Genomic DNA, 24,275 nt, shown 5'->3' on the forward strand with positions numbered 1-24,275 from the left:
GCCGGGATGAAGACCCCACCCGACGCGTTCTGTTGAGGATCAGAAGCCCGTTTGCACCCGGATGGTGGCGGTGTTGCCGCTGTCGTCGCCCGCGAAGACGCCCGTCCGGTTCTCGACCGACCACGCGCTCCAGTGCGCAGAGACGCGGGTGTTGTTGGTTGGATACCAGTTTACCCCCAACAGCCAGGTATCGCCTTCGCCGCCGGTCGGACTGTCGCTGAAATCGGCCTGGTCATAGCGCCCGACCAGTTCCACCGCGCCGTAACCGTCGCCTCCGCCGAAGGGCTTCAGCACCTTGGGCCGCTGCCAGGCGCCGGAGCGGGCCGACAGCGGCGGCGTCTCGCCGGTCAGGAAGAAGCCGGCCGACACCGCATAGGCGTCCTGGTGGAAATCGCGCGCGGCCGTTTCCAGGACGCGCTGGCCGCCCTCGACCATCAGCCAGCCGGGACCGCGCACGCCGCCGAACTCCAGCCCGAAGCCTCGGCTGCCTTCGGGGTTGGCGTAGGGGCCGCTGGCAAGGCGCAGATTGTCGTTGAAGCGCGAGGACACCACCAGGCTGCGCGAGGCGATGGTCGTGGCCGGCGTCAGGTCCTCAGCAAAGGCCCAGCCGCCCAGGTGCAGGAAGCCGTCGTCGGTCTTGAACGCCGCCAGGTGCGTGCGGCCCATCACCGTCAGGGTGTCGTCGGTCGTGCCGTCGCTGATCGCGTCGCCGGTGACCGACAGCGATCCATGCCAGACGCCGCCCGTCAGCTTGGACGTCACGCCGACGCCATAGCTGCCGCGTTCCGGCCCCAGGGTGGAGACCATCAGGCTGCGCTCCAGGAACGGCGTCTGGTCCTCGGCCGTGCCGCCCTCGACGCCCCGGTCGTTGAGGCGCTGCCCAAACGACACCTCCAGATCACGGCCGCTCAGCTTGCGATTGTAGGCCACAAAGGCGTTGGCGACGCTGACCGCATTGTCGGCGATGTCCGCTTCCAGCCAATAGGTGAAGCCGCCCGCGACACGGCCCTGTGCGCCCAGGCGCAGGCCGCGCAGCTCGGTTCCCGCCAGGTTGCGGCCATCGAAGTCCGAACCGCCGGTGCTGGACAGGTCGGCGGTGACTCTCACGCGCGGCCTGAAGGTGAAGGCGCCGTCGGGGCTGCGCAACTCGGGCAAGCCGGTGGACCAATCCACGGCGGCCGGCGTCGCGGCGGTCTGGGCGGGACGCGGCGGGTCGTTAGGCGCGGCCGGCGTCGCGGGCGCGGCGGCTGCGGCCGCCGGTGTCTGAGCGGCGGCGACGACGGGCGCGGCGGCGGAGCGTTGCTGCGCTTCGAGCTGTTCCAAACGCGCCGACAGGGCCTGGACCTGGGCGCGCAGGGCGGAGATTTCATCGGCGCTCGGCGCCGTCTGGGCAAAGGCTGAGGTGGCGAGCGCGGCCAGGCCGACACCCGCCGCGAAAGTGCGGAGGTGGATCATGTCGATCAGCCTTAAGGCTTAGGGTTTAAGGAAGCGCATAAGGCGCTGGTACGCAGAACTGCGTAGCCAAGCCCGACCCAGGACTTCCTATCCGGCGGCCGTCGGCGATTTTCCAGGAACGTGAACGCCAGCCGGCCTCTTCACGGCGGCTTCCGGTGCACTTGATGAACAAGACTTAATGTAATGAAGAAGATGTAATGAAGAAGATGTAACTGACCGACAATCCGGCTGGCTGTTACGGTTCAGCTAACCGGGTGAACGATGTCCCGGGTCCGGGATTCAGGCCATGTCGAACTTCAAGCTTACTCTTCTGGTCGGGGTTGCTCTGGTTGCGCCCGCCAGTGCTGTCGTCGCCCAGTCGCAGCCCGCGCCGACGCCGCCGCCCGCCACGCCCCAACAACCCGCTCCATCACCCGCCGAACCGCCTGTCGCTCAGGACGACGATGCCCCCGCGACCGTCGGGGACGTGGTCGTCGTGGGTCAGGCCAATGAGGTGCGCACCTCCATCGACTCCGTCAGCTACAGCCTGGCCAACGACCTGCAGGCGACCACCGGAAGTCTGGCCGACGCCCTGCGCAACGTGCCCTCGGTGGATGTGGACCCGCAGGGCGCCGTCAGCCTGCGGGGCGATTCCAACGTGACGATCCTGGTCGATGGACGACCTTCGGGGGTCTTGTCCGGCGAAGGACGGGCGCAGGCCCTGCTGCAGCTGCCGGCCGACCGATACGCGCGCATCGAGGTCATGACCAATCCGTCGGCGGCCTACAGCCCGGAAGGCTCCGGCGGCGTCATCAACCTGATCACCAAGCCCACGGCGCCCAAGGCGGGATCGACCTCGACCGGCTCGGTCCGCGCCAACGTCGGCGACGGCGGTCGCTGGAACGTGGGTGTCAGCGGGTCGCGCCAGGATGGGCCGCTGACCCTGTCCGGCGACCTCAGCTATCGCGCGGATCCGATCGGCATCGAGTTTCTGCGTCAGCGAGAGCGGCTGGATCCCGCCACCGGCGCTCTGATCAGCAGCACCGACGTGGTCCAGCAGATCGACCAGGACCAGAACGGCGGCGTCGGTCGGCTGACGGCGGAGTATCGTCTCACGGACAAGACGCAGCTGACGGCCGAGGTGCGAGGCAACCTGATCGACGGCGACGGCTATGTGGACGGGCTGTTCGAAACCCGCGACGCCGGCGGCGCTCTGGTGAACGCCTATGATCGCAGCGGCGACTCCAGCTTCAACTTCTCGAACGTCGGCGCCACGGCGCGTGTCGTGCATCGCTTCGACGACGCCGGGCACGAATGGTCCAACGAGCTGAGGTTCGATCGGAACGACAACGAAACCTCGTCGCTGGCCGCGACGGACTTCATCATCCCGGAGGCGGCCGACCTCTTCGAGATCAACGAGATCGAAGGCCGCCAGACCACCCTGGGCTTCACCAGCGCCTATGTCCGACCGACGGCGGACGGCGGGCGCATTCGCGCCGGCTATGAATTGACCGACCTGCAGCCCGAGCAGAACAGCGTGTTCCGGCGCGGCGCGTCAGAGACCGCCGCAGGCATCGTGCCGGAACTCAGCAACCGGTTCGAAGCCCGCCAGACCGTTCACGCCCTTTACGGCACCTGGGAGCGTCCGCTGAGCCCCAAGCTGTCGGCGCAGGGCGGCCTGCGGCTGGAGCAGGCAGAGATCGAGATCGACGACCTGACCAACGGCGTCTCGGCAGACCAGGACTATCTGCGGCTCTATCCGACCGCACATCTGCAGTATCAACTGTCGGAGGCCCAGACTCTGCGCGCCAGCTACTCGCGGCGTATCCAGCGTCCGCAACCGCAGCAGCTGAACCCCTTTGTCTTCTACCAGGACCCCTTGAACCGGCGCTCCGGCAATCCCGATCTGGAACCGCAGGAAACGGATTCCTTCGAGGCCATGTGGCAGCTGCGGCAGGGCCAGACCTTTTATCAGGCGACCGCCTATCTGCGCGACACCGACGGCGCCTTCACCGATGTGGCGACCGACATCGGCGGCGGCGTGCTGCTGACCCGGCCCGAGAACCTGGGATCACGCCGCGATACAGGGATCGAGGTGACCGCCAATGGCCGCCTGCATCCGACCCTGCGCTACAACGCCAGCGTCAACCTGTTCCAGCAGGAAATCGACGCCGCCGGCATTCCGGGCGGAGAGGATCGCGATGGGACCTTCGCCTCCGGCCGCCTCAGCCTCAACTGGCAGCCGACGCCTGACGATTTCGTCCAGCTGTCGGGCTTCTGGCAGGGCGAGCAGCTGCTGGCGCAAGGCACGCGCGAGGCCGGCGGCATGCTGAACCTCGGCTATCGCCGCAAGCTGAGCGAGAGCCTGTCGTTCCAGTTCACCGGGCGCGACATCCTGAGCAGCTTCAACAGCGCCACGGTGTTCGAGACGCCGCTGTTCCGCGAACGCTCCGAGCAGAACATCCGCCTGCGGGCCTTCTATGTCGGTCTGACCTGGACCCTCGGCTCCGGTCCGCGCCGCCAGCCCGAGCAGTTCGACTTCTCCGGACCGCAGTCGGGCGGCTGATCCTCGCCCGCCTGCTTCCAAAGACATGCGGCATCCCTCCCGCCGGGGACGACCAAGGCTCGGCCGGAGCACACCCGCCGGCGTGACGGCGCCAATCAGTAGCATCGGCGCCCTGTCGAGGAAGACTTGTCTTGGGGCAAGTGGCGGAGACGGAGGGATTCGAACCCTCGGTACCCCTTACAGGGTACGACGATTTAGCAAACCGTTGCCTTCAGCCACTCGGCCACGTCTCCAGCGGCTGCGTCGATAGCGGGTCGCGGGCGGGTGCGCAATCCCGTAGCGCATCGTGGGCGACGGATGCGCTGCGACCCCCGCGTTAACGGGAAAGAGAGGCGCGCGCGGCAGGGTGGCGCCCCTGCCCTGCCTTGCGGACCCGCATGCCCGATTGCGCCCTGCCCCTCGACGACGCTGACGCCGCCAGCCCATTCGACGCCGCCGGTACGCCCCGGCGTGGGCCGTTCCGGCCGGAAGTCTGGCTGAATGCGCGCCAACGGTCCGGCGTCCGGCTGGCGCCGCATGCGTTTCGCGCAGTCGACGTCCTGGCCGTGGTCGCCACGGCGGCGGTCGCGCTGTCGCATGGACGATCGGACCGGATCGCGGACTTGGCCCCGGTGATCCTGGGCGTTGTCGTCTTCATCACCACGACGCCCTCGCTCGGCGGCTATCGTTTCGGTCGAACGGGCGGGGTTCTGGTTCACCTCGGGCCCTTGTTGATGGGTTGGTTCCTGGCGGCCGGTTCCGCCCTCGCCGTGGCGACGCTGCTGGGGCGCGGCATGGAGGCGGCGCAGATCTGGGCCTGGTCGGGCGCGCTCATCCTTTGTCTGCTTCATGGGCTGTGGACCGTCATGGTTCTGCGCTGGAGCCATCAGGGTGTGCTCAGGCCCAACGTCGTGGTGGTGGGCGCGACCCGCTATGCCGAGGCCCTAATCCTCAGCGCGATCGAGCGACGCGACATCAATGTGCTGGGCGTGTTCGACGACCGTCTGGCCCGGTCGCCCGACAGCCTGGCGGGCGTGCCGGTGCTGGGCGACGCCGAGGCCCTGATCGCCCACCGGATCACGCCCTACGTCGATCACATCGTCCTGGCCATCGACCCGCAGGCGGGGGTCCGCGCTCGCGAGCTGACCCGCCGGCTCGAAACCCTGCCCAATCCCGTCACCGTGCTGGTGGACGACAGCGGTCGCGACGCCGCCCTGGACCGGCTGGCGCGGGCGCCTCTGGCCTCGCTGACCCAGGCCGGCAACGACGCTCGCCGCGCCTTCGCCAAGCGGATGCTGGACCTGATTCTGGGCGTTCCGGCCCTGCTGCTCGCCGCGCCCGTCATGGCGCTGATCGCGCTGGCCATCCGGCTGGACAGCCGCGGTCCCGTCTTCTTTCGCCAGCGCCGCCACGGCTTCAACCAGGAAGAGATCGTGGTGTGGAAGTTCCGCTCGATGCGCCAAGAGGCGGCGGACGCCACCGCCAGCCGTCAGGTCACGGCGGGCGACGACCGGGTCACGCGCGTCGGCCGCTTCATCCGCGCGACCAGCCTGGATGAACTGCCGCAGATCTTCAACGTCCTGTCGGGCGAGATGTCGCTGGTCGGCCCCCGCCCCCACGCCATCGGCATGAAGACCGGCGACACCGAATCCGCCCGACTTGTCGCCGACTACGCCCACCGCCACCGGATCAAGCCGGGCATGACCGGTTGGGCCGCGATCCAGGGTTCGCGCGGCCCCCTGCACAGCGAGGCGGACGTGCGCCGTCGGGTGCAGTTGGACATCGACTATGTGGAGCGTCATTCGGTCTGGCTGGACCTGTGGATTCTGCTGGTCACCGTGCCGGTGCTGCTGGGCGACCGGGCGGCGGTGCGATGAGCGCGGGCAAGGACGGCCGCATGTTCTGGCGCGGCGTGTGGGGCTATCTGCCCGCCAACATCGTGCAGGGCGTTGTCGGTTTCGCGACCATTGTCGTCTTCACCCGCCTGCTCAGCGCCGAGGACTTCGGCCACTATGCGCTGGCCTTTTCGATCACCAGCCTGTTGCACATCCTGGCCTTCACCTGGCTGGAGGCCGCCATGGCGCGCTTCTGGGCCGGGGAGCAGACGCCGGACGGCCTCGCCAGCCATTTCGCCAGTCTTTACCGCACCGCCTTTCTGGTGATCGCCGTGTTCGTTCCTGTCGCGGCCCTGGGCGTCTGGATGTGGCCGGCCAGCCTGCCCTTCAAGCTGGCGGTCGCCGCAGGGCTGGCCGGCGCGCCGCTGCGGTGCCTGGCCAAGCTGGCGCAGGAACGGTTTCGCGCCGCCGGCGAGGTCTCAAAGGCCGCACGCGTCGATATGGGCGTGGCGATCGTCGGCTTTGGCGTTGGCGCGGCGTTCGCGCTGGCCGGCGCGGGCGCGGCGTCTCCGCTGCTGGGGCTGCTGGTCGCGCCGCTGTTCGCCCTGCCCTTCGTCCTGCCGGGCGAGCTGCGTCAGGCGCGACGCGGCGTGGTCGATCATGCCCGACTGAAGGCCTATGCCGCCTATGGCTATCCGGTGGCGGCGTCGCTGACGCTGGCTCTGGTGCTGGCCTCGACCGACCGCTTCCTGCTGGCGGCCTTCATGGATGCGGCGGCGGTCGGCGCCTATCACGCCAGCTATTCGCTGGCCAACCGGACGCTGGACGTGATGTTCATCTGGCTGGGGGCGGCGGGCGCGCCGGCCATGGTCATGGCGCTGGAGCGCGGCGGACGCGAGGCGCTCAGACGGTCGGCGCTGGAGCAGGCGTCGATGCTGGTGCTGATCACCCTGCCGGCCGCCGTCGGCCTGGCCCTTGTCGCCCGTCCTATGGCCGAGCTGATGATCGGGGAGGACCTGCGCGCCGCCGCCGTGATCGTCACGCCCTGGATCGCGCTGTCGGCGTTTCTGTCCGGCATGATCGCCTACTACTTCGGCTTCGGCTTCACCTTGGGCAAGCGGACGGAACTGCTGCTGGCGACCACGGCCATCCCCGCCGCGACGAACGTGGTGCTGAACCTCGTCCTGATCCCCCGCTTCGGCCTTGTGGGCGCGGCCTGGGCCACCGCCGGCAGCTTCGCCATAGGTCTTGTCGCCTGCATCCTGCTCAGCCGGCGCGCCATCCCCCTGCCCGTGCCGTGGGCAACCCTGGCGAGATGCGGCGTAGCGGCCGGCGCCATGGCTCTGGCCGTGTGGCCCCTGCCCCCGCTCGGCGGGCTGTTGGAGCTCGCTCTGGATGCGAGCGTCGGCGCTGTGATCTACGCCTGCGTCGCGCTTGCGCTGAACGCCGCCGGCGTGCGCGACGTCGCGCTGCGCCTGCTGGCCCAACGTCGTGGCGCGCCGGCATGACCGCGCCTTGTGTCCACGACAACGCGGCCTTCGCTTCCGCCACGCCGGTTGTCTCGGTGCTGATTCCGTTCCTGCGTGACGATCCGTCCGCCTTGCTGGAACAGCTGGCGGCGGAGGCTGAAGGGCTAAACGGCGCGGTCGAGGTCATCGTCATGGACGACGGCACCGGCGATGAGGCGCTCACGCAGCGTCTGCAAGGCTTGATCAATGGCCTTCCGCTGCCGATCCGCCTCATCAGCCTGCCGATCAACGAAGGGCGCGCTCGCGGGCGAAACCGCCTGACCACCAACGCGCGCGCGGGCACATTCCTGTTCCTTGACAGCGACATGCAGCCGGACTCTGACGCCTTTCTTCAGGACTGGGCAACGCTCGCTCGTGACAGCGCGCCGGCCGTCGCTTTTGGCGGCTTTTCGCTGGACGCCGCGCCGCGTGATCCGCGCTTCGCCGTGCACCGCGCCCTTTCGCTGCAATCCGAGTGCGTGCCTGCCGCCGAGCGATCGAAGCAGCCGGAGAAATACGTCTACACCTCCAACCTCCTCGTCCGGCGCGACGTGTTCGAGGCCGAACGCTTCGATCCCGGCTTCACCGGCTGGGGCTGGGAAGACGTCGAATGGGCCATGCGGGTGTCGCGCCGCTTTCCCATCGTTCACGTCGACAATCCGGCCACGCACATGGGTCTGGACACAGTGGACGCCCTTGCACGCAAGTTCGAACAGGGCGCGCCCAACTTCGCCCGCGTCGTCGCCCTGCACCCCCAGTTGGCCACCGCCTACCCCAGCTACAAGGCGGCGCGCCTGATCCGAAAGCTGCCGGTGCGAAGTCTGCTACGCGCCGGGCTCAAGACCATAGCGAAGGCGCCGCTTTGGCCTGTCGCGATGCGCGCCTTCGCGCTGCGCCTCTATCGCACAGCCCTCTACGCCGAGGCGATCTGATGGGCGACGTCGCCGTCATTGTTCCCACGCTCAGACGGCCGGAGAGCCTCGCGAGGGCCTTGCGCTCCCTGTTTGTCCAGACTGGCGTCGAAGACCGATTGGCCACCATCGTTGTCGCCGACAACGATCCCGAAGGCTCGGCCGCCGAGGTTGTGGAGCGTCTTCGACCTTCCGCGCCCGCCCCCCTCGTCTACGTCCATGCGCCCCTGCCCGGCGTGGCGACCGCGCGAAACGCCGGCCTGGCGGCGACCGAGGCGCCGCTGATCGCATTTCTCGACGACGACGAGGCGGCCTCTCCCGGCTGGCTTTCGGCGCTGCTCAGCAGTCTTCAAACGACGGGCGCCGACGTTGTCTTTGGCCCGATCCGGGGGCGTGTGCCCGAGGACGCCGGCTGGGCCAAACCTTACCTAGAGCGGTTCTTCGGGCGAGACGGTCCTGCGACAACCACCCTGATTGAGGAACCGTACGGCTGCGGCAACTCGCTGATGCTTCGCTCGGTCGCCCTGCCCGGCCCCGCGCCGTTCGACACGGCCATGGACCAGTCAGGCGGCGAGGACGACGTGCTGTTCGCCGGCGTTCGCGCACGGGGCGGTCGCTTCGGCTGGGCCTCCGGCGCCTGGGTCGACGAATATGCGCCGCCGCACCGCGCCACCCTGCGCTACGCCCTGACCCGAGCCTTTGCCTATGGCCAGAGCCCAAGCCAGGCCGCCGCGGCACGCCGCGATTGGCTGGGCGTTGTCAGGTGGATGGCCGTGGGCGCGGTGCAGACCGCCGTGCGTGGCCTCAAGCTGCTGCCGCTGTGGATCGCGCGCAGCCCACGCCGAGCCGAGACAATGGACGGCGTGGCGCGCGGTCTGGGCAAGGTCTTCTGGACCAAACGCTTCGAGCCCCGCCTCTACGGCGCCGCCATGCTGAAGGCGGCGCCCGGCGTCGATCAGCCCAGCGCCTGATCGAGGTCGCCGATCAGGTCGTCGACATCCTCGACGCCCACGGACAACCGGATCAGACTGTCGGTGACGCCGCCCGCTTCGCGCACCTCCCTGGGCACCGAGGCGTGGGTCATGATCGCGGGGTGGTTGACCAGGCTTTCCACCCCGCCCAGCGACTCGGCCAGGGTGAAAACCTGCACCTTCTCCAGGACGCGCCGAGTGCGCTCAAGGTCGCCGTCCAGAACAACGGTCACCATGCCGCCGAAACCGCCGCTCATCTGACGCGCGGCCAGCTCGTGCTGCGGATGGGCGATCAGGCCGGGATAGATGACCTGGGACACGCCGGCGCGCGTCTCCAGCCAGCGGGCGATCGCAAGCGCGTTGTCGCAATGCGCCTTCATCCGCAACGCCAGCGTCTTCAGCCCCCGGTTGGCGAGGAACGCATCGAACGGCCCCATCACCCCGCCGACCGAGTTCTGCAGGAACTTGATCCGCTGGCCCAGATCGGCGTCGGCGGTGACCAGCACGCCGCCGATGATGTCGGAGTGACCGTTCAGATATTTGGTCGCCGAATGCATGACGATGTCGGCGCCCAGAGCCAACGGCTGCTGGCAGAAGGGCGTGGCGAAGGTGTTGTCCACCACCAGGATCAGCCCGCGCGCCTTGGCGATCTCGGACAGGGCTACGATGTCCGCCAGCTTCATCATCGGATTGGTCGGCGTTTCCACCCACAACATCCGGGTCCTGGGCGTGATCGCGGCCTCTACGGCCTGAACATCGCTCAGGTCCACATAGGCGAAATCGAGCCCCATCGAGCGCCGGCGCACCCGCTCGAACAGCCGCCACGAGCCGCCATACAGGTCATCGCCCGTGACCACATGGTCGCCGGCGTCCAGCAGCTCCAGCGCGGTCGATGTCGCCGCCATGCCGGAGGCGAAGCCGAACCCGTGCGCGCCGCCCTCAAGATCAGCGATACAAGCCTCGAACGCCTCCCGCGTCGGGTTCTTGCCGCGTGCGTACTCATACCCCTTGTTCACGCCCGGGCTCTCCTGGGCATAGGTCGAGGTCGCATAGATCGGCGTCATCACCGCGCCCGTCGTGGGGTCCGGCCGCTGCCCCGCATGGATGGCGCGCGTCGAAAAGCCTTGGCTGTTCTTCTTCCCAAGCATGCGCTTACCGGTTCAGACTGAGGTGATTGATCAGGTCGGTGCGGGTGATCAGACCGACGAACCGATCGCCGTCCTGCACGATCGCCACCCGGTCGCGATCAAACAGGGGGATCAGGGCGTCGAGCGGTTCCGACACCTGAACCGTGTCCAGGTCGCGCGTCATGGCCGAGGCCACGGGCTTGGCGAACCGCTCCCGCCGCGTGATCTCGTCGGTGTTCATGATGTGGACGATGTCGCTTTCGTCCAGGATGCCGACCAGCCGACCCTCGTCGATGATCGGTAGCTGCGACACGTCGGCGCCGCGCATCCGCTTGAAGGCGGTGTCCAGCGTATCGTCCGGTCCGGCCACCACCACGTCGCCTTTTTCGTACTTGCGCGTGATCAGGTCGGACAAGTCGCCGTGCAGCTCTCGGTCCGACAGGCCCTGATCGGCCAGCCAGGCGTCATTGTAGACCTTGGACAGATATTTGGCGCCGGTGTCGCAAACAAAGGTGACGCAGGTCTTCGGCTCGGTCTGCTCGCGGCACCAGCGCAGGGCCGCCGCGATCAGCGTGCCGGATGACGAACCCGCCAGGATGCCTTCCTTCAGCAGCAGTTCGCGCGCGGTGGCGATCGCCTCGGTGTCCGGGATCGAATAGGCGCTGTCGATCAGGCTCATGTCGGCCGTGTCCGGCACGAAGTTCTGCCCGATGCCCTCGACGGTATAACTGCCTTCCGGACCGGGCACGCCGTCGTTGACGATGCCGGCCAGGGTCGAGCCGACCGGATCGGCCAGGATGATCTCGGCGTTCGATCCCACGCTCTTCAGGAACCGAGCCGTGCCGGTGATGGTGCCGCCCGAGCCGATGCCGGCCACCAGAGCGTCGAGCCGGCCTCCGGTCTGCTCCCAGATCTCGGGGCCGGTGGTCTTCACATGCGCCTCGGCATTGGCGTCATTGGCGAACTGGTTGACGTAGTAGCCGCCAGGGCTTCCCTGAGCCAATCGTTCGGCCATGTCGGTGTAGTATTCGGGGTGCCCGTGCGGCACATCCGAACGCGTCAGGCGAACATCCGCGCCCATGGCCCTGAGATGCTGGATTTTTTCCTTCGACATCTTGTCCGGGATGACCAGCAGCACCTTGTAGCCTCGCGCACGGCCGACCAGCGTCAGGGCCAGCCCCGTATTGCCGGCCGTCGCCTCCACGATGGTCCCGCCGGGCTTCAGAAAGCCCTCGCGCTCCGCCGCCTCGATCATCTCGACCGCGATGCGATCCTTGATCGATCCGCCGGGATTTTGCGCTTCGAGCTTCAGCAACAGCCGGCACGGCCCTGTGTCCATGCGCTTGACCTCGACCATCGGCGTCTTGCCGATCAGATCGAGCGGCGTCGCGACCGGCGCGCTGAGGGTTGGGGCGGCCAGAGTTGAGGCAGGAAAGGACATGCGAGGCTCCACGCAGGATCGGAGCCGGAAGCTGAGGGTCCGGACCGTCCGGGTCAAGCGGTGCAAGATCCTACCGCGTGCATATACGCCCCGCTGCGATCACTCTAGCGGGCATGGCGCACTATGGCTATATTTATGGCCAGAACTGGAGATCGATCATGGCCAGCTACGGCGTCGCCGAAGCCAAGAACAACTTCACCCATCTTCTTGACCGGGCCGAAGGCGGTGAACCGATCACCATCACTCGCCATGGCAAGCCTGTCGCGGAGTTACGCCCCCTGCCCGCCATGACGCCTGAGCAACGCAAGGCGAGGCTGCTGGAAATCGCAGAGCGGCGCCTCAGTCGTCCTCCGCTTGGCATGACTTCGGTCGAATTGATCAATGGCATGTATGATGAGCCGGTGGAATGATCGACTACTTCGACGCCAGCGTCGTGGTGCCGTTTCTGATGATCGAGTCCCACAGCCGCGCGGTGATCGATTTCATGGCGCAGTCGCAGCTACCGCAGGTCAGCGACTTCGTCGTTGCGGAGGTGTCATCGGCCGTGTCGCGACTGGTGCGGACACGAACGCTGACCTTGCCAGCCGCCGACGCCGCCTTGCACGACCTCGACGACTGGATCGCCGCCACGGCGGCGCCGATCGCAATCGACGGCTCGGATGTGCGCGAAGCCACTGCTCTGGTGCGCCAGTTCGACCTGAAGCTTCGCGCGCCCGACGCCCTGCACATGGCCGTGTGCCGTCGCGTGGAGGCGCGACTGATCACGCTGGACATCAATCTGGCCGCAGCCGCCCGCGCGGTCGGCCTTTCCTGCATCAATCCCGCCGAAGGCTCGGCGGCATGAAGGACTGAATGACGAAATCACCCAAGAGGCCGCCCGCCGGCCTTCCCGACAAGGACACGCTGCTCGCTTTCCTGCGCGATGCGGGATCGGCCGAAAAGACCGACATCGCCCGCCACTTCGGCCTGAAGGGCGGCGACCATCGCGCTCTGCGCGAGATGATCCGCGAGCTGGAGACCGAGGGCAAGCTGGGCAAGCGCGGCCGCAAGGGCTTCTCAGAGGCCGGCGCCCTGCCTCCGGTCGGCGTGGCCGACGTGATCGAACGCGATGCCGACGGCGAGATGTACGTGCGCCTGGTCGACGCCTCGGCCGATGCGCCGCGCGCCCTGCTGATGCCGGACCGCAAGACGGCCGCGCCCGCGCCCGGCATGGGCGACCGGCTGCTGGTCAAGTTCGAGCGCGGAGAGAACGACTGGGAAGCGCGCCTGATCAAGCGGCTGGATGCATCCACCAATCGCGTGTTGGGCGTGATCCGCAAGTCGTCTCGGGAGACCCGGGTCGAGCCGGTGGACCGTCGGTCCAAGGACGTGCTGGTGGTGCCCAAGGTCCAGGCCGAGGATCTGCGCGACGGCGACCTGGTGCTCGCCGCCATCGAAAAGGGGGATCACCGCTACGGGCCCAAGCGCGGCAAGATTCTGGAGACCATCGGCCGCGAGGACGATCCCCGCGCCGCCTCGCTCCTGGCCATCCACGCCCACGGCGTGCCGACCGGCTTCTCCGAGACCGTGGAACGCGAGGCCGAGGACCAGGCGCTGCCGACGCTGAAGGGCCGCGAGGACCTGCGCGAAGTCCCCTTCATCACCATCGACCCGGCCGATGCGCGCGACCATGACGACGCCGTCTATGCTCAGCGAGACGACGATCCGAAGAACGAGGGCGGCTGGATCGTCTGGGTCGCCATCGCAGATGTCGCCGCCTATGTCCGACCCGGCGCGGCGCTGGATCGCGAGGCGCGCGCCAAGGGCAATTCGACCTATTTTCCCGACCGCGTCGAGCCCATGCTGCCCGAGGTCCTGTCCAACGGCCTGTGCAGCCTCAAGGCCGGCGAGAACCGCGCCTGCCTGGCGGTCCGCATGGTGTTCGACAAGGACGGTCGAAAGACCGGCCACCGCTTCGTACGCGGGCTGATGCGCTCGCACGCCAAGCTGTCCTACGAACAGGCTCAGGAGGCCATCGACGGCGAAACCGACGATGTGACCGGCCCCATCATGGAGGCGATCCTTTATCCGTTGTGGAACGCCTACCACGCGATGCTGAAGGGCCGGGAGCGTCGCAGCCCGCTGGGCATCAACTCGGCCGAGCGCCGCATCCGCATGACGCCCGAGGGCGACATCGCCTCCATCGAGCCGCGTGTCAGCCTTGAGGCGCACAGGCTGATCGAAGAGATGATGATCCAGGCCAATGTCTGCGCCGCCGAGACGCTGGAGCAGAAGCACACGCCGTTGATCTACCGCGTCCACGAGGCGCCCAGCCAGGAGAAGATCTTCAACCTGGCCGACTTCCTGTCCACCCTGGGCCTGCCGTGGAACAAGGGCGAACCAGGCACGACCAAGCGGTTCAACAAGCTGCTGGACCAGATGCGCGACAGCCCGCACGCCGAGGTCGTCAACGAGGTGGTGCTTCGCACCCAGATGCAGGCGATCTATTCGACGGAGAATGTCGGCCACTTCGGGCTGCACCTGGATCGCTACGCCCACTTCACCTCTCCGATCCGGCGCTATTCGGATCTGATCGTGCATCGCGGGCTGATCCGCGCGCTGAAGCTGGGATCGGACGGCCTGACCGACCGGGAGGTCGCCGAGATGGCCGCCATCGCCGAACAGGTGACCATGACCGAGCGCCGGTCCATGGCCGCCGAGCGCGACGCCATGGACCGCTACATCGCCGCCTTCCTTGAGGATCGGGTGGGCGCTACTTTCGGTGGACGCATAACCGGCGTGACCCGCTTCGGCCTGTTCATACGGCTGGACGAGACGGGCGCGGATGGCCTGGTTCCTGTGTCGTCTCTGGGGAGCGAGTACTTCACCCACGACGATCGCGCTCATGCCCTGGTCGGGGAACGATCCGGCCAACGCTTCACGCTCGGGCGACGCGTCGAGGTGAAGCTGGTGGAGGCCACGCCCGTCACCGGCGGGCTGTTGTTCGAGATGCTGAGCGATCCGGAACCGCGCGATCCGAACGCCCCGGCGCCGCGCTATGGCGTGCGTGGCCGGGGCGGCGACGGTCCGCCTTCGCGCGGCAAGGGGCGTCCCGGCGGCCCCAAGCCCCGCAACGGCTCCAAGCCCGCCGGCGGTCTGAAGGGAGTGCGCAAGGGCAAGCGGAGGTGACCACGCCGTTCGACGCGCGGCAGGACCTCGCGGATGCGCCTCGCGTCGTGCGCGACCAGAAACCACGTGACGCCGCCACCCTGATCCTGCTGCGCGGCGACCGGGTGCTGATGGGCCGCCGCGCGCCCGGCCACGTCTTCATGCCGTCGAAATGGGTGTTTCCCGGCGGGCGGCTGGAGCGGTCAGATTTCACCGCCGCCTCAACCGGACGGCCGGACGGCCGAACGGCGGCTAGGCTGGACGTCCAGATGCCCGCCCGTCGGGGCCGCGCCCTGATGCTGACGGCGGTGCGTGAAACCTTCGAGGAAACTGGCCTGGTGCTGGGCGCGCCCGCCCCGCCGGCGTCCGTCGCCGGGCCCTGGCGCGCCTATCGGCAGTCCGGCGCACTGCCCGACCTGTCGGCCCTGACCTATGTGGCGCGAGCGATCACGCCGCCCGGTCGCGCGCGTCGCTTCGACGCCCGCTTCTTTGTCGCCGACGCCTCAAGCCTGCTGCATCCCGAGCCGACCCAGGGCTGCGGCGAGCTGGACGAGATCGCCTGGTTCCCGCTGGACGAGGCCGAACGGCTGGACCTGCCCGCCATCACCCGCTTCGTGCTGGGGGAGGTGCGCGACCGCCTGGACGACCCTGACCGACCGCCGCCTTTCGTGCGTATGGTGCGCGGGCGACATCTCGTCACCCGCGCCTGACGCCGGTCAGTAGAAGATCTTGCGGAAGTTGATGCGGAAGGCGCGGCCCACCGGCTCCAGATAATCTTCCTGATAGTTCAGCGGCTTGGTCCCGTCGCTGGACGTCACCTCGGTGCGGCTGTCGAACAGATTGGTGACGCCGAAGCCGACGCGCGAGCCCTTCAGGAACGGGAACCGCTCCACCAGCGACGTCCGCGAGCCCAGGTCCGCGAAGGTGAACAGGTTCACCGTGGTTCGATCCGAAAACTCCAGGTCCGGACTTCCGGCCAGGTCGCCGAACACCCGCGTCGATTCACGCCAGTTGGCGTTGAGGAAGGCGCCAAAGCCGTTCTTGAAGGCCCCGGCTTGCAGCTGCAGCTCGTTGCGCGGTTGCCCACCGCTGCTCACGATCGAGTCGCCGTCCAGCAGATCGAGCGGCTCCAGCCCATCGCGGATCGTCACCTCGTCCTGGATGCGCATGATGTGCGTGACCGACAGGTTGAACACGCCCTGCCCGGGCTGTGCGCCCGAGCCGCCGCGACGGCGTCCGCCGCCGGGACCGCCCCCGCCGCCGCCAGGCCCGCCGAAAGTGATCATGGTCCCGCCGCCGGGACGTCCGCCCGGACCGCGCGCGCCGGGTCCACCCGGACCGCGCTGCTGCCCCTGCTCCGCCTGCGGCGTCGGCTGGCCGAACGGGCGCGAGAAGTTGAAGCCCCACTGCACCTCCTGCCGCTCAATCTTCTCGTAGTTCAGCGCCCGTGCGTCGATGGACAGCAGGTTGCCGTCGGCGTCGCGCACGAACCGCTCCGGCAGCGCGGCCTCCAGGTCGGCGGTGATGGTCGGGAAGGAGGCGATGGAGTCGTCGATCTCGGTGCGGGTATAAGCCGCGTTCAGCCGGAAATCGACGCTGGTCCAGGGCGTGTAGTTCAGGCCCAGCTTCAGCGTGCGCTTGTGCTCGGCCTCCAGGTTCGGATCGCCGCCAGTGATGCGGATCACGTCCACCGTCTCGCCGGTGCGGAAGTCGAACACGGGGGTGTTCGGCGTCAGCTCGGTCGGATCGTTCAGCTGCTGCACCGAAGGCGCATTCTTTTCGTCGGTGTAGCTGACGTTGAAGTTCAGCGGATCGATCGGCGACCAGTTCACGCCACCGCCGACCGTCGGCAGGCCGCCGAAGTCCGACACCTCCTGATAGGCCACGTTGAAGTTGGCGCGCAGGTCGCCCAGCAGGCTGGGGTTCTCCTCGTCGCGCTGGAACAGCGGCACATCGACGTTGGCCTGGACGTTGCCGAGGTTGCGCGACAGCGAGCGCTCGGTGAACAGGCCCGAGCGGGTGCTTTCCGAATCCAGCGTCAACCGGCGATAGCCGCCGGTGATGGTGGTCCGAACATCGCCCGCCGGCAGGCTGAAGGGCGAACCGGTGAACACCAGTTCGGTGTTCAGCGTGCCCGCAACCGACTTCGCGGTGTCGAACGGGATCGCGGTCACCGCTCCGCCGATGTCGCCGAACGGATTGGCGGTGGCGCTGTTTGCGTCCGGCAGCGCCTGCAGCGCCGCCGCATCGACGCCGCGCCCGGTTCGCGACTCCGTCTCCACCCGGTCGTAGCCGCCGGTCGCCGTCCAGCGCCAGTCGCCGATATAGCCGTCCAGCACCGTCGCCACATTGGCGGTTCGGGTGTCGCTTTCACGCTTCAGCGCCTCGGGCTGATCGACGTAGCGATGGACCAGCACGTCCGTCCCGAACGGCGAAAAGGGGTTGTCGGCGTCGAGGTTCAGGCTGACGCCCGGCAGACCGAGGTAGCTTTCGCTGTCCAGGTCTTCCAGGTTGACGCTGACGGTCGCTCCCACCCGCTCGTTCAGGTCGCGCTTCAGCGTCCCCGACAGCTCGATCTGCTCGCGTTGCGGCGTCAGGGTGCGCCAGGCCGAGGCGTCGCCGTTGCGCTGAACGCCCGCGCCCTGCGTGAAATCCTGCAGGGTCACACCGCCCGCCGCCGCATTGGTCGGCACGGCGGCCACGGTGACCACACCCCCCGCCAGCGCCGACAGAGCCGGGTCGATCTCGGCGCCCTGGGGCGATCCGGTGACATTACCGATCAGGTCGAACGGCGCGCCCGACAGGCTGCGATCGATGTCGCGTTCGCTCTCGAAGATGGCGCTGTCGCGCTCGTGGTTCAGGTCGAACGACCAGCGCGTGCCGCCCTCGATGCGCAGCACATTGTTCTCGATCTCGGTGGACGAGCGTCCGCCCTGCGTCGGGGCGCCGTATTCCACCTGCGTGGTCAGCGATCGGAAGTTGGCCTTCAGCACGATGTTCACGACGCGCTGATCGGCGCGGTAGCCGTAGGACAGCGCCGTCTCTTCCGGCAGGATGTCGAAGCGATCGATGGCCTCGGGCGGCAGGCCGCGGATTTCCTGAAAGCCCGAGATGCGTCGCCCGTTGACCAGGAAGACCGGCGAGCCGCCCCGCGCGCTGCGGGTCTGGCTTTCCAGCAGCGTCACCAGTTCGCCAATGCTGGAGGCCCCGAACGCCTGAAGCTGGGTCGAATCGAAAGAGGCGATCGGTTCCTGCCCTCCCAGGGCCACGCCGCGCGGCGTCGGCGCGGTGACCAGCACCTCGCCCAGATCATAGACCTCGTCCTCCTGCTGCGTCGTCGCCGGCTGCGGCTGGGTCTGGGCCTGCTGGACCACGGGCGCGAGGGCGAGCAGAAGAAGGGCGGCGGTCATGAAGGCGTCCGGTCGGGGGAGGAACAGATGCTCTGCTAACGTGGATCGCCGGCCATTCCGTCGTGACTTCTTTGTAACCTTGGCGGCGTCTTGAGGGCCGCATTCCCGCCGTTGACTTTGCAGCGCGCCTGAGTATGTTCCGCGCCTCTCGTTTCCAGCGGCTTTCGCCGTCGCAAAGGTAATTGTCCGATGGCCAAACCGGCTTCCATCAAGATCCGCCTGAACTCGACCGCCGACACCGGCTTCTTCTACGTCACCAAGAAGAACGCCCGCACCATGACCGAGAAGATGGTCGTCAAAAAGTACGACCCGGTCGTGCGCAAGCACGTCGAGTTCAAGGAAGGCAAGATCAAGTAAGACGGCGTTTCACGCCTCTATGATCCTTCAAACGCCCGGCTGGATCGCCAGCCGGGCGTTTTGCTGTTTGGAGATCGTCGTTGAGGATCAGGCGGCGCGCGCGATGACCGTGTTCCGACCGGCGGCCTTGGCCTGATAGACGCCCTCGTCCGCGCGCTTCAGAAGACCGTCCGGGGTGTCGCCATGCGCCGTCGCCGCCACGCCGATGGAGATGGTGACGGTCAGATGTTCCGCCCCGCCCATGACGCGGAAGGGCGCCGAGGCCACGTCGCGGCGAATGCGCTCGGCCACGCGATGCGCGTCCTCCAGCGACGCGCCGGGCATCACCACCACGAACTCCTCGCCGCCCATCCGGCACGGCAGATCGATGGCCCGCACATTGGTGGCCAGCCGCACCGCGAACTCGCGCAGCACCTCGTCGCCGGCGTCGTGGCCGAAGCCGTCGTTGACGGACTTGAAGTGATCGATGTCCAGCACAAGCACGGCGACCGAGGCGCCGCCATGGCTGGCGCGCCCGACCAGCGCCTGCAGCTGGCCGGTCATGTAGCGACGATTGTGCAGGCCAGTCAGCGGATCGGTGACCGCCATTTCCAGGCTGGAGTCCAGCTTTTCGCGCAGGAAGTCGCTGTAGCGTTTGCGCCGGATCTGGGTGCGGGCGCGCGCCGCCAGTTCCTGCGGATCGACCGGACGCGGCAGGATATCGTGGGCGCCGAGCTCCAGCGCCTTGACCATGCGCGGCCGGTCGCCGGGATCGATCACCGCCAGGATCGGCGCGCGACGCCCCGCCGCGCCCGACTGCGCCTTGGCGATGACGCGCAGGCCGTCGAAGCCATGTGCGGCCACATTGACGATGATCAGGTCAATGGGTCCCGCCGCCGCCAGCAGCGCCGCCTCCGGATCGCTCTCGATCGTCGGCCGGTGCTCAGCCGCCAGTTCGGCGGCCATCCGTTCGGCCTGGCGCATGTCGTCGTCGACGATCATCACCCGCCCGCCGGCGCCCCGCAGCCGTCCCGAGCCCTCGCCCTGCACGCCCAGCCTGCGCCCGCTTTCCTCGCGCTCGCGCAGTTCGTCCATCACCTGCTTCAGCCGCGTCAGCGACTTGACGCGCGCGAACAGGATGACGTCGTCCAGCGGCTTGGTGACGAAGTCGTCGGCGCCCGCCTCCAGCCCCTTCAGCCGGTCCTCGCGGCCGTCCAGCGCGGTGACCAGCACCACCGGGATGTGCCGGGTCGATGCGTCCGCCTTCAGCCGTCGACAGGTCTCGAACCCATCCATACCGGGCATCATGACGTCCAGCAGGATCAGGTCCGGCTGGTGCTCGGCCGCGATCGCCAGCGCCGTCATGCCATCGCCGCACGTCAGCACGTCATAGTATTCCAGCGTCAGCTTGGCCTCGAGCAGCCGGACGTTGGTGTCCAGGTCGTCGACCACCAGGATGCGCGCGCTCATTGCAGATGCTTCCTGACGGTGTCGAGGAAGTGCATCACCGAGATCGGCTTGGAGATATAGGCCTCGCACCCGCCCTGACGGATGCGCTCCTCGTCCCCCTTCATGGCGAAGGCGGTGACCGCGATCACCGGGATGTGGTTCAGCTCCTCATCGTCCTTCAGCCACTTTGTGACCTCCAGTCCGGAGATTTCCGGCAGCTGGATGTCCATCAGGATCAGGTCGGGATGATGCTGCCGGGCGAGCGCCAGCGCCTGCAGCCCCTCGCGGGTCTGCAGCGTCTGATAGCCCTGGGAGTCGAGCAGATCATGAAAGAGCTTCATGTTCAGCTCGTTATCCTCGACGATGAGGACGGTCTTGGACATCATCACCCTGATACTGGCTCCCCTGCGCATCGCGTGGAGGCCTTGTCGCCTTTGTTGACGCCAGGATGACGGAGGGGTCTTAAGCTGGGGTGAAGCCCGCCTGAAGGAGACTGCCGACGTGGCCATCAAGGCCATCTGCCGCGACTGCCTGTGGACCGGCGCCGATCCCGCCGGCCCGCCGGATCGGCGCTGCCCGTCGTGCGGCTCGCGGCGTGTCGTGGCGGACGCCGAGCTGGACCAGCTGGCCATCGCCCACCTCGACTGCGACGCCTTCTACGCCTCGGTGGAAAAGCGCGATCGGCCCGAACTTCGCGACAAGCCGGTCATCGTCGGCGGGGGCAAGCGGGGCGTGGTCTCCACCGCCTGCTATGTCGCGCGCCTGCACGGCGTCGGCTCGGCCATGCCGATGTTCAAGGCGCTGAAGGCCTGCCCGGACGCGGTGGTCATCAAGCCGGACTTTTCCAAATACGTCGTGGAGTCCAAACGCATCCTCGGCGCGCTCGCCGAGCTGACGCCGCTGACCCAGACCCTGTCGCTGGACGAGGCCTGGGTCGACCTATCGGGCACCGAGCGGCTGAACGGCGGCCCTCCGGCGCTGCAGCTGATCCGCCTGCAGAAGCGCATCGAGGAAGAGACGGGGCTGACCGTCTCCATCGGCCTGGCGCCTAACCGCTTCCTCGCCAAGATGGCGTCAGAGATGGACAAGCCGCGCGGCTTCTCCGTCATAGGTCAGGCGAACGCGCAAGCCCTTCTCGCGCCCAAACCCGTCACCGCCCTGCCCGGCGTCGGTCCCGTCTTTGGCAAGAGCCTGCGCAGCGACGGCTATGCGACCATCGGCGATCTGGCGCGCGCGGACGTGCGCGACCTGGTCAGGCGCTATGGCGAATCCGGCCTTCGCTTGCACGAGCTGTCGCACGCCCGCGACGCCCGGCCCGTGAGCCCCGACCGCGACCGCAAGGGCATGAGCGCCGAGACCACCTTCAACGAGGACCTCCTCACGGCCGCCGACCTGGAGGCTGAACTCTGGCCCCTTTGCGAGAAGCTGGCGTCCAAGGCGCGCCGCGACGGCGTGGCCAGCCGCGTGCTGGTGCTGAAGCTGCGCCGCACGGACTTCCGCATCGTCACCCGCCGCATCTCCCTGCCGGAGCCGGTCCAGACCGCCCGCGCCCTGTTCGCCGCCGGCCGCGAGCTGCTGAAGCCTGAACTCGGTCGCCCCTACCGGCTGATCGGCATCGGCATGGCCGAGGTGCAGGATGCGGAGGACGCCCCCACAGGCCTGTTCAATACGCCAGAGACCCGCGCGCTGAAGACCGAAACCGCCATCGACTCCCTACGCGCCCGCTTCGGCGCCGACGCCGTGGTCGCCGGCCGCGCGGTCGCCGGCCGCAAGGAAAAACCCGCCCGATGACCGATCTCGCCCGCCGCGCCTACGATCACGGCTTCCGCCTCGACCCGATCGTGCGCAGCCTGCTGGACACCGACTTCTACAAGCTCTTGATGCTGCAGCTGATCTGGCGCGAGCACCGCGACGTCTCCGTCGAGTTCCAGGTCATCAACCGCACCCGATCCGTCCGCCTGGCGGAAGAGATCGATGTCGGCGCCCTGCGCGAACAGCTGGACCACGCCCGCACGGTCGGCCTCAGCAGGCGCGAACAGGTCTGGCTCGCCGGCAACACCTTCTATGGCGTCAAGTCTATCTTCTCGCCGGACTTCCTGGCCTGGCTCGCGGACTTCCGCCTGCCCGATTACCACCTGGAGGTTCGCGACGGTCAGATCGAACTGACCTTCACCGGCGCCTGGGCCGACGTCACGCTTTGGGAGATTCCCGCCCTCTCCATCCTGAACGAGTTGCGTTGCCGCACTGCCCTGCATCGGCTCGGCCGGTTCGAGCTGGACGTTCTGTATGCCCGCGCCAAGACGCGGCTGTGGGACAAGGTCGAGCGCCTGCGCGCCTTGCCCGATCTGCGCCTGTCCGACTTCGGCACCCGCCGCCGCCACGGCTTTCTGTGGCAGGACTGGTGCATCGCCGCGCTGAAGGAAGGGCTGGCTTCCGCCTTTGTCGGCTCGTCCAACGTGCTGCTGGCCATGAACCACGACCTGGAGGCCATCGGCACCAACGGACATGAGCTGCCGATGGTGCTGGCCGCGCTCGCGCCCGACGACGAAGCCCTGCGAGCCGTTCCCTATCAGGTGCTGGATCAGTGGCGACAGCACTACGCCGGCAACCTTCTGGTGGTCCTGCCCGACGCCTTCGGCACCGAGGCCTTTCTGGATCAGGCGCCGGACTGGGTCGCCGACTGGACCGGCTTTCGCCCCGACTCCTCGCCGCCGCTGGAGGCGGGGGAAAGGCTGATCCGCTGGTGGCGCGAACGCGGGCGCGATCCGCGCGACAAGCTGCTGATCTTCTCCGACGGCATGGACGTGGACAGCATCGAGGCCGTCCATGCGCGCTTCCACGGCCGCGCCCGTCTCAGCTACGGCTGGGGCACCAACCTGACCAACGACTTTCGCGGCTGTTCGCCGGCGCTCGCGCCCGAGCTCGATCCCATCTCCCTGGTCTGCAAGGTCGTTTCCGCCAATGGACGCCCGGCGGTCAAGCTGTCGGACAATCCGGCCAAGGCCGTGGGCGATCCGGCCGAGATCGCGCGCTACCTTCGTGTCTTCGGCGAGCGCGGGCACAGCATGCAGCCGGTCGTCGTCTGAGGCTTCAGCCGCCCTTAACGGCGGCGATGCAGGATGGCGTCATGAGCGCCTTTATCGACAAGATGCGCCGCCGCGCCGGCCGCTACCTCGACGTGCGGCCTGTGCCCGTGCGACCTCAGCGTGGGATCCTCAGCCTGTCCTTCGACGATATCCCCGCCTCCGCCTGGACCGAGGCGGGCCCGGTGCTGGACGCGCACGAGGTCAAGGCGACCTACTACGTCTGCGGCGGACTGGAGCGCGGGACCAACCTTGGCCTGCCGCAGTTCACCACCGAACACCTTCAGGCGCTGTTCGCCGCCGGCCACGAGGTCGGCTGCCACACCTTCGGACACGCCTCGACCCTGACCCTTTCGGCGTCGGAACTTGAAGCCGATCTCGCGCGCAACGCCGCCTGGGTCGCCGAGCGACTGGACGGCCACGTCATGACCACCTTCGCCTATCCGTTCGGCGACTGCGCCCTGAAGTCAAAGGCGGTGATCGACGCGCGTTTCCTGTGCGGACGCGGCGTGCGGGACGGCGTCAACAGCGGCCGCGCCGACCGCGCCCTGCTGCAAGCCATCGGTCTCGAGTCTCGCCGTCTGCCCGGCTACGACCTGGAGGCGCTGGTGCAGCATGCCGCCGAACAAAGAGGCTGGCTGATCGCCTACGGCCACGACGTCAGCGATCGACCGACGCCCTATGGCTGCACCGCGGACGATCTGGACCGCCTGATCACCCTGGCCAAGACCGCCGATCTGGACATCCAACCCGTCGCGCGCGCCTGGAGCCGGCTCGCCTAGAACAGGCCCACGGCGCCGTCCGCCCAGATCAGCAGCACCGCCGCGACCACCGCAAGCGCCAGCCCCGCCCTGACCATCGGCCGCCGCGCCTTCCAGACGATCAGTTCCAGCAGCAGCCCCGCGCCCACCAGCAGCACGCCCGCGAAGGCGAAGTCGAAGGCGGTCCAGTTCACCTCGTCCGTAAAGCGCATCGCGATCAACGGCGCCAGCAGCACCAGCGCGACCCCGCTCCAGCCCGCCGCTCGGATCAGGTTCGCGTTGCCCAAAGGCTTTGCCACGTTCGCCATCGCGTCTTC

20 protein-coding genes and 1 tRNA gene are annotated in these 24,275 nt (G+C 68.1%); 13 read left to right on the top strand and 8 right to left on the bottom strand.

Going from position 1 to position 24,275, the window contains the following annotated elements; translation table 11 throughout:
* Positions 1-39: 39 nt before the first annotated feature.
* Positions 40-1,455, bottom strand: a complete 1,416-nt coding sequence (locus KY493_RS06705) for an OprO/OprP family phosphate-selective porin (protein ID WP_219898174.1) — start codon at positions 1,453-1,455, stop codon at positions 40-42.
* A 286-nt stretch (positions 1,456-1,741) separates the two neighbouring features.
* On the opposite strand from KY493_RS06705, the gene KY493_RS06710 reads away from it, so the two are divergent.
* Entirely contained in the window at positions 1,742-4,000 is a 2,259-nt protein-coding gene (locus KY493_RS06710; protein ID WP_219898175.1) for a TonB-dependent receptor domain-containing protein, read from the top strand.
* 141 nt (positions 4,001-4,141) lie between these two features.
* Here the strand turns inward: KY493_RS06710 and KY493_RS06715 are convergent.
* Positions 4,142-4,233: transfer RNA gene (locus tag KY493_RS06715), tRNA-Ser, on the bottom strand.
* A 144-nt stretch (positions 4,234-4,377) separates the two neighbouring features.
* Between KY493_RS06715 and KY493_RS06720 the strand changes: the two genes are divergently transcribed.
* Genes KY493_RS06720 through KY493_RS06735 form a run of 4 tightly spaced genes read left to right on the top strand, consistent with a single transcriptional unit; the run spans position 4,378 to position 9,204 of the window.
* Positions 4,378-5,856, top strand: coding sequence for an exopolysaccharide biosynthesis polyprenyl glycosylphosphotransferase (locus tag KY493_RS06720; protein WP_219898176.1), 1,479 nt, complete (start codon positions 4,378-4,380; stop codon positions 5,854-5,856).
* 20 nt (positions 5,857-5,876) lie between these two features.
* On the top strand, positions 5,877-7,322 hold the full coding sequence (locus tag KY493_RS06725) for a lipopolysaccharide biosynthesis protein (protein WP_219898400.1): 1,446 nt from the start codon (positions 5,877-5,879) through the stop codon (positions 7,320-7,322).
* A complete protein-coding gene (locus tag KY493_RS06730) occupies positions 7,319-8,254 on the top strand; it encodes a glycosyltransferase family 2 protein (protein ID WP_219898177.1) in 936 nt (311 codons plus the stop codon). Before KY493_RS06725 ends, KY493_RS06730 begins: the two co-directional genes overlap by 4 nt.
* Positions 8,254-9,204: a glycosyltransferase family 2 protein gene (locus tag KY493_RS06735; RefSeq protein WP_219898178.1), complete on the top strand. Its 951-nt coding sequence runs from the start codon at positions 8,254-8,256 to the stop codon at positions 9,202-9,204. Before KY493_RS06730 ends, KY493_RS06735 begins: the two co-directional genes overlap by 1 nt.
* On the opposite strand, the gene KY493_RS06740 is transcribed toward KY493_RS06735, so the two are convergent.
* On the bottom strand, positions 9,189-10,352 hold the full coding sequence (locus KY493_RS06740; RefSeq protein WP_219898179.1) for a cystathionine gamma-synthase: 1,164 nt from the start codon (positions 10,350-10,352) through the stop codon (positions 9,189-9,191). The genes KY493_RS06735 and KY493_RS06740 overlap by 16 nt on opposite strands.
* A 4-nt stretch (positions 10,353-10,356) precedes the next feature.
* Positions 10,357-11,772, bottom strand: a complete 1,416-nt coding sequence (locus KY493_RS06745) for a cystathionine beta-synthase (protein ID WP_219898180.1) — start codon at positions 11,770-11,772, stop codon at positions 10,357-10,359.
* A gap of 158 nt (positions 11,773-11,930) precedes the next feature.
* Here KY493_RS06745 and KY493_RS06750 point away from each other — a divergent pair, with 158 nt between their 5' ends.
* The 4 genes from KY493_RS06750 to KY493_RS06765 are packed head-to-tail and all read left to right on the top strand — an operon-like array spanning position 11,931 to position 15,629.
* Complete coding sequence (locus tag KY493_RS06750) at positions 11,931-12,182, top strand: type II toxin-antitoxin system Phd/YefM family antitoxin (RefSeq protein WP_219898181.1); 252 nt, start codon at positions 11,931-11,933, stop codon at positions 12,180-12,182.
* A complete protein-coding gene (locus KY493_RS06755; RefSeq protein ID WP_219898182.1) occupies positions 12,179-12,616 on the top strand; it encodes a type II toxin-antitoxin system VapC family toxin in 438 nt (145 codons plus the stop codon). The genes KY493_RS06750 and KY493_RS06755 overlap by 4 nt, the downstream gene beginning before the upstream one ends.
* 8 nt (positions 12,617-12,624) lie before the next feature.
* Positions 12,625-14,940 carry a ribonuclease R gene (gene rnr, locus KY493_RS06760; RefSeq protein ID WP_219898183.1) on the top strand — a complete coding sequence of 772 codons (2,316 nt, stop codon included), beginning with the start codon at positions 12,625-12,627 and terminating at the stop codon, positions 14,938-14,940.
* A complete protein-coding gene (locus KY493_RS06765; protein WP_219898184.1) occupies positions 14,937-15,629 on the top strand; it encodes an NUDIX hydrolase in 693 nt (230 codons plus the stop codon). The genes rnr and KY493_RS06765 overlap by 4 nt, the downstream gene beginning before the upstream one ends.
* A 6-nt stretch (positions 15,630-15,635) precedes the next feature.
* On the opposite strand, the gene KY493_RS06770 is transcribed toward KY493_RS06765, so the two are convergent.
* A complete protein-coding gene (locus KY493_RS06770; protein ID WP_219898185.1) occupies positions 15,636-18,329 on the bottom strand; it encodes a TonB-dependent receptor in 2,694 nt (897 codons plus the stop codon).
* Between the two features lie 189 nt (positions 18,330-18,518).
* On the opposite strand from KY493_RS06770, the gene rpmG reads away from it, so the two are divergent.
* Positions 18,519-18,686 carry a 50S ribosomal protein L33 gene (rpmG, locus tag KY493_RS06775; protein ID WP_003164451.1) on the top strand — a complete coding sequence of 56 codons (168 nt, stop codon included), beginning with the start codon at positions 18,519-18,521 and terminating at the stop codon, positions 18,684-18,686.
* 87 nt (positions 18,687-18,773) lie between these two features.
* Here the strand turns inward: rpmG and KY493_RS06780 are convergent, their stop codons facing one another.
* Together KY493_RS06780 and KY493_RS06785 are read right to left on the bottom strand one after the other, a co-directional pair.
* Positions 18,774-20,135 carry a PleD family two-component system response regulator gene (locus KY493_RS06780; RefSeq protein WP_219898186.1) on the bottom strand — a complete coding sequence of 454 codons (1,362 nt, stop codon included), beginning with the start codon at positions 20,133-20,135 and terminating at the stop codon, positions 18,774-18,776.
* Positions 20,132-20,497: a response regulator gene (locus tag KY493_RS06785; protein ID WP_219898401.1), complete on the bottom strand. Its 366-nt coding sequence runs from the start codon at positions 20,495-20,497 to the stop codon at positions 20,132-20,134. Before KY493_RS06785 ends, KY493_RS06780 begins: the two co-directional genes overlap by 4 nt.
* 118 nt (positions 20,498-20,615) lie before the next feature.
* On the opposite strand from KY493_RS06785, the gene KY493_RS06790 reads away from it, so the two are divergent.
* Genes KY493_RS06790 through KY493_RS06800 form a run of 3 tightly spaced genes read left to right on the top strand, consistent with a single transcriptional unit; the run spans position 20,616 to position 23,979 of the window.
* Positions 20,616-21,905, top strand: a complete 1,290-nt coding sequence (locus KY493_RS06790; protein ID WP_219898187.1) for a DNA polymerase IV — start codon at positions 20,616-20,618, stop codon at positions 21,903-21,905.
* Positions 21,902-23,200: a nicotinate phosphoribosyltransferase gene (locus KY493_RS06795; protein ID WP_219898188.1), complete on the top strand. Its 1,299-nt coding sequence runs from the start codon at positions 21,902-21,904 to the stop codon at positions 23,198-23,200. The genes KY493_RS06790 and KY493_RS06795 overlap by 4 nt, the downstream gene beginning before the upstream one ends.
* Positions 23,201-23,241: 41 nt before the next feature.
* Positions 23,242-23,979 (top strand): polysaccharide deacetylase family protein, encoded by a 738-nt coding sequence (locus tag KY493_RS06800; protein ID WP_219898189.1) that lies wholly within the window; start codon positions 23,242-23,244, stop codon positions 23,977-23,979.
* Here the strand turns inward: KY493_RS06800 and KY493_RS06805 are convergent.
* On the bottom strand, positions 23,976-24,266 hold the full coding sequence (locus tag KY493_RS06805; protein WP_219898190.1) for a hypothetical protein: 291 nt from the start codon (positions 24,264-24,266) through the stop codon (positions 23,976-23,978). The genes KY493_RS06800 and KY493_RS06805 overlap by 4 nt on opposite strands.
* Positions 24,267-24,275 lie beyond the last annotated feature (9 nt).

The sequence above is a fragment of the Brevundimonas sp. PAMC22021 genome, from assembly GCF_019443405.1.
In the GTDB taxonomy this organism is placed as follows: Bacteria; Pseudomonadota; Alphaproteobacteria; order Caulobacterales; family Caulobacteraceae; genus Brevundimonas.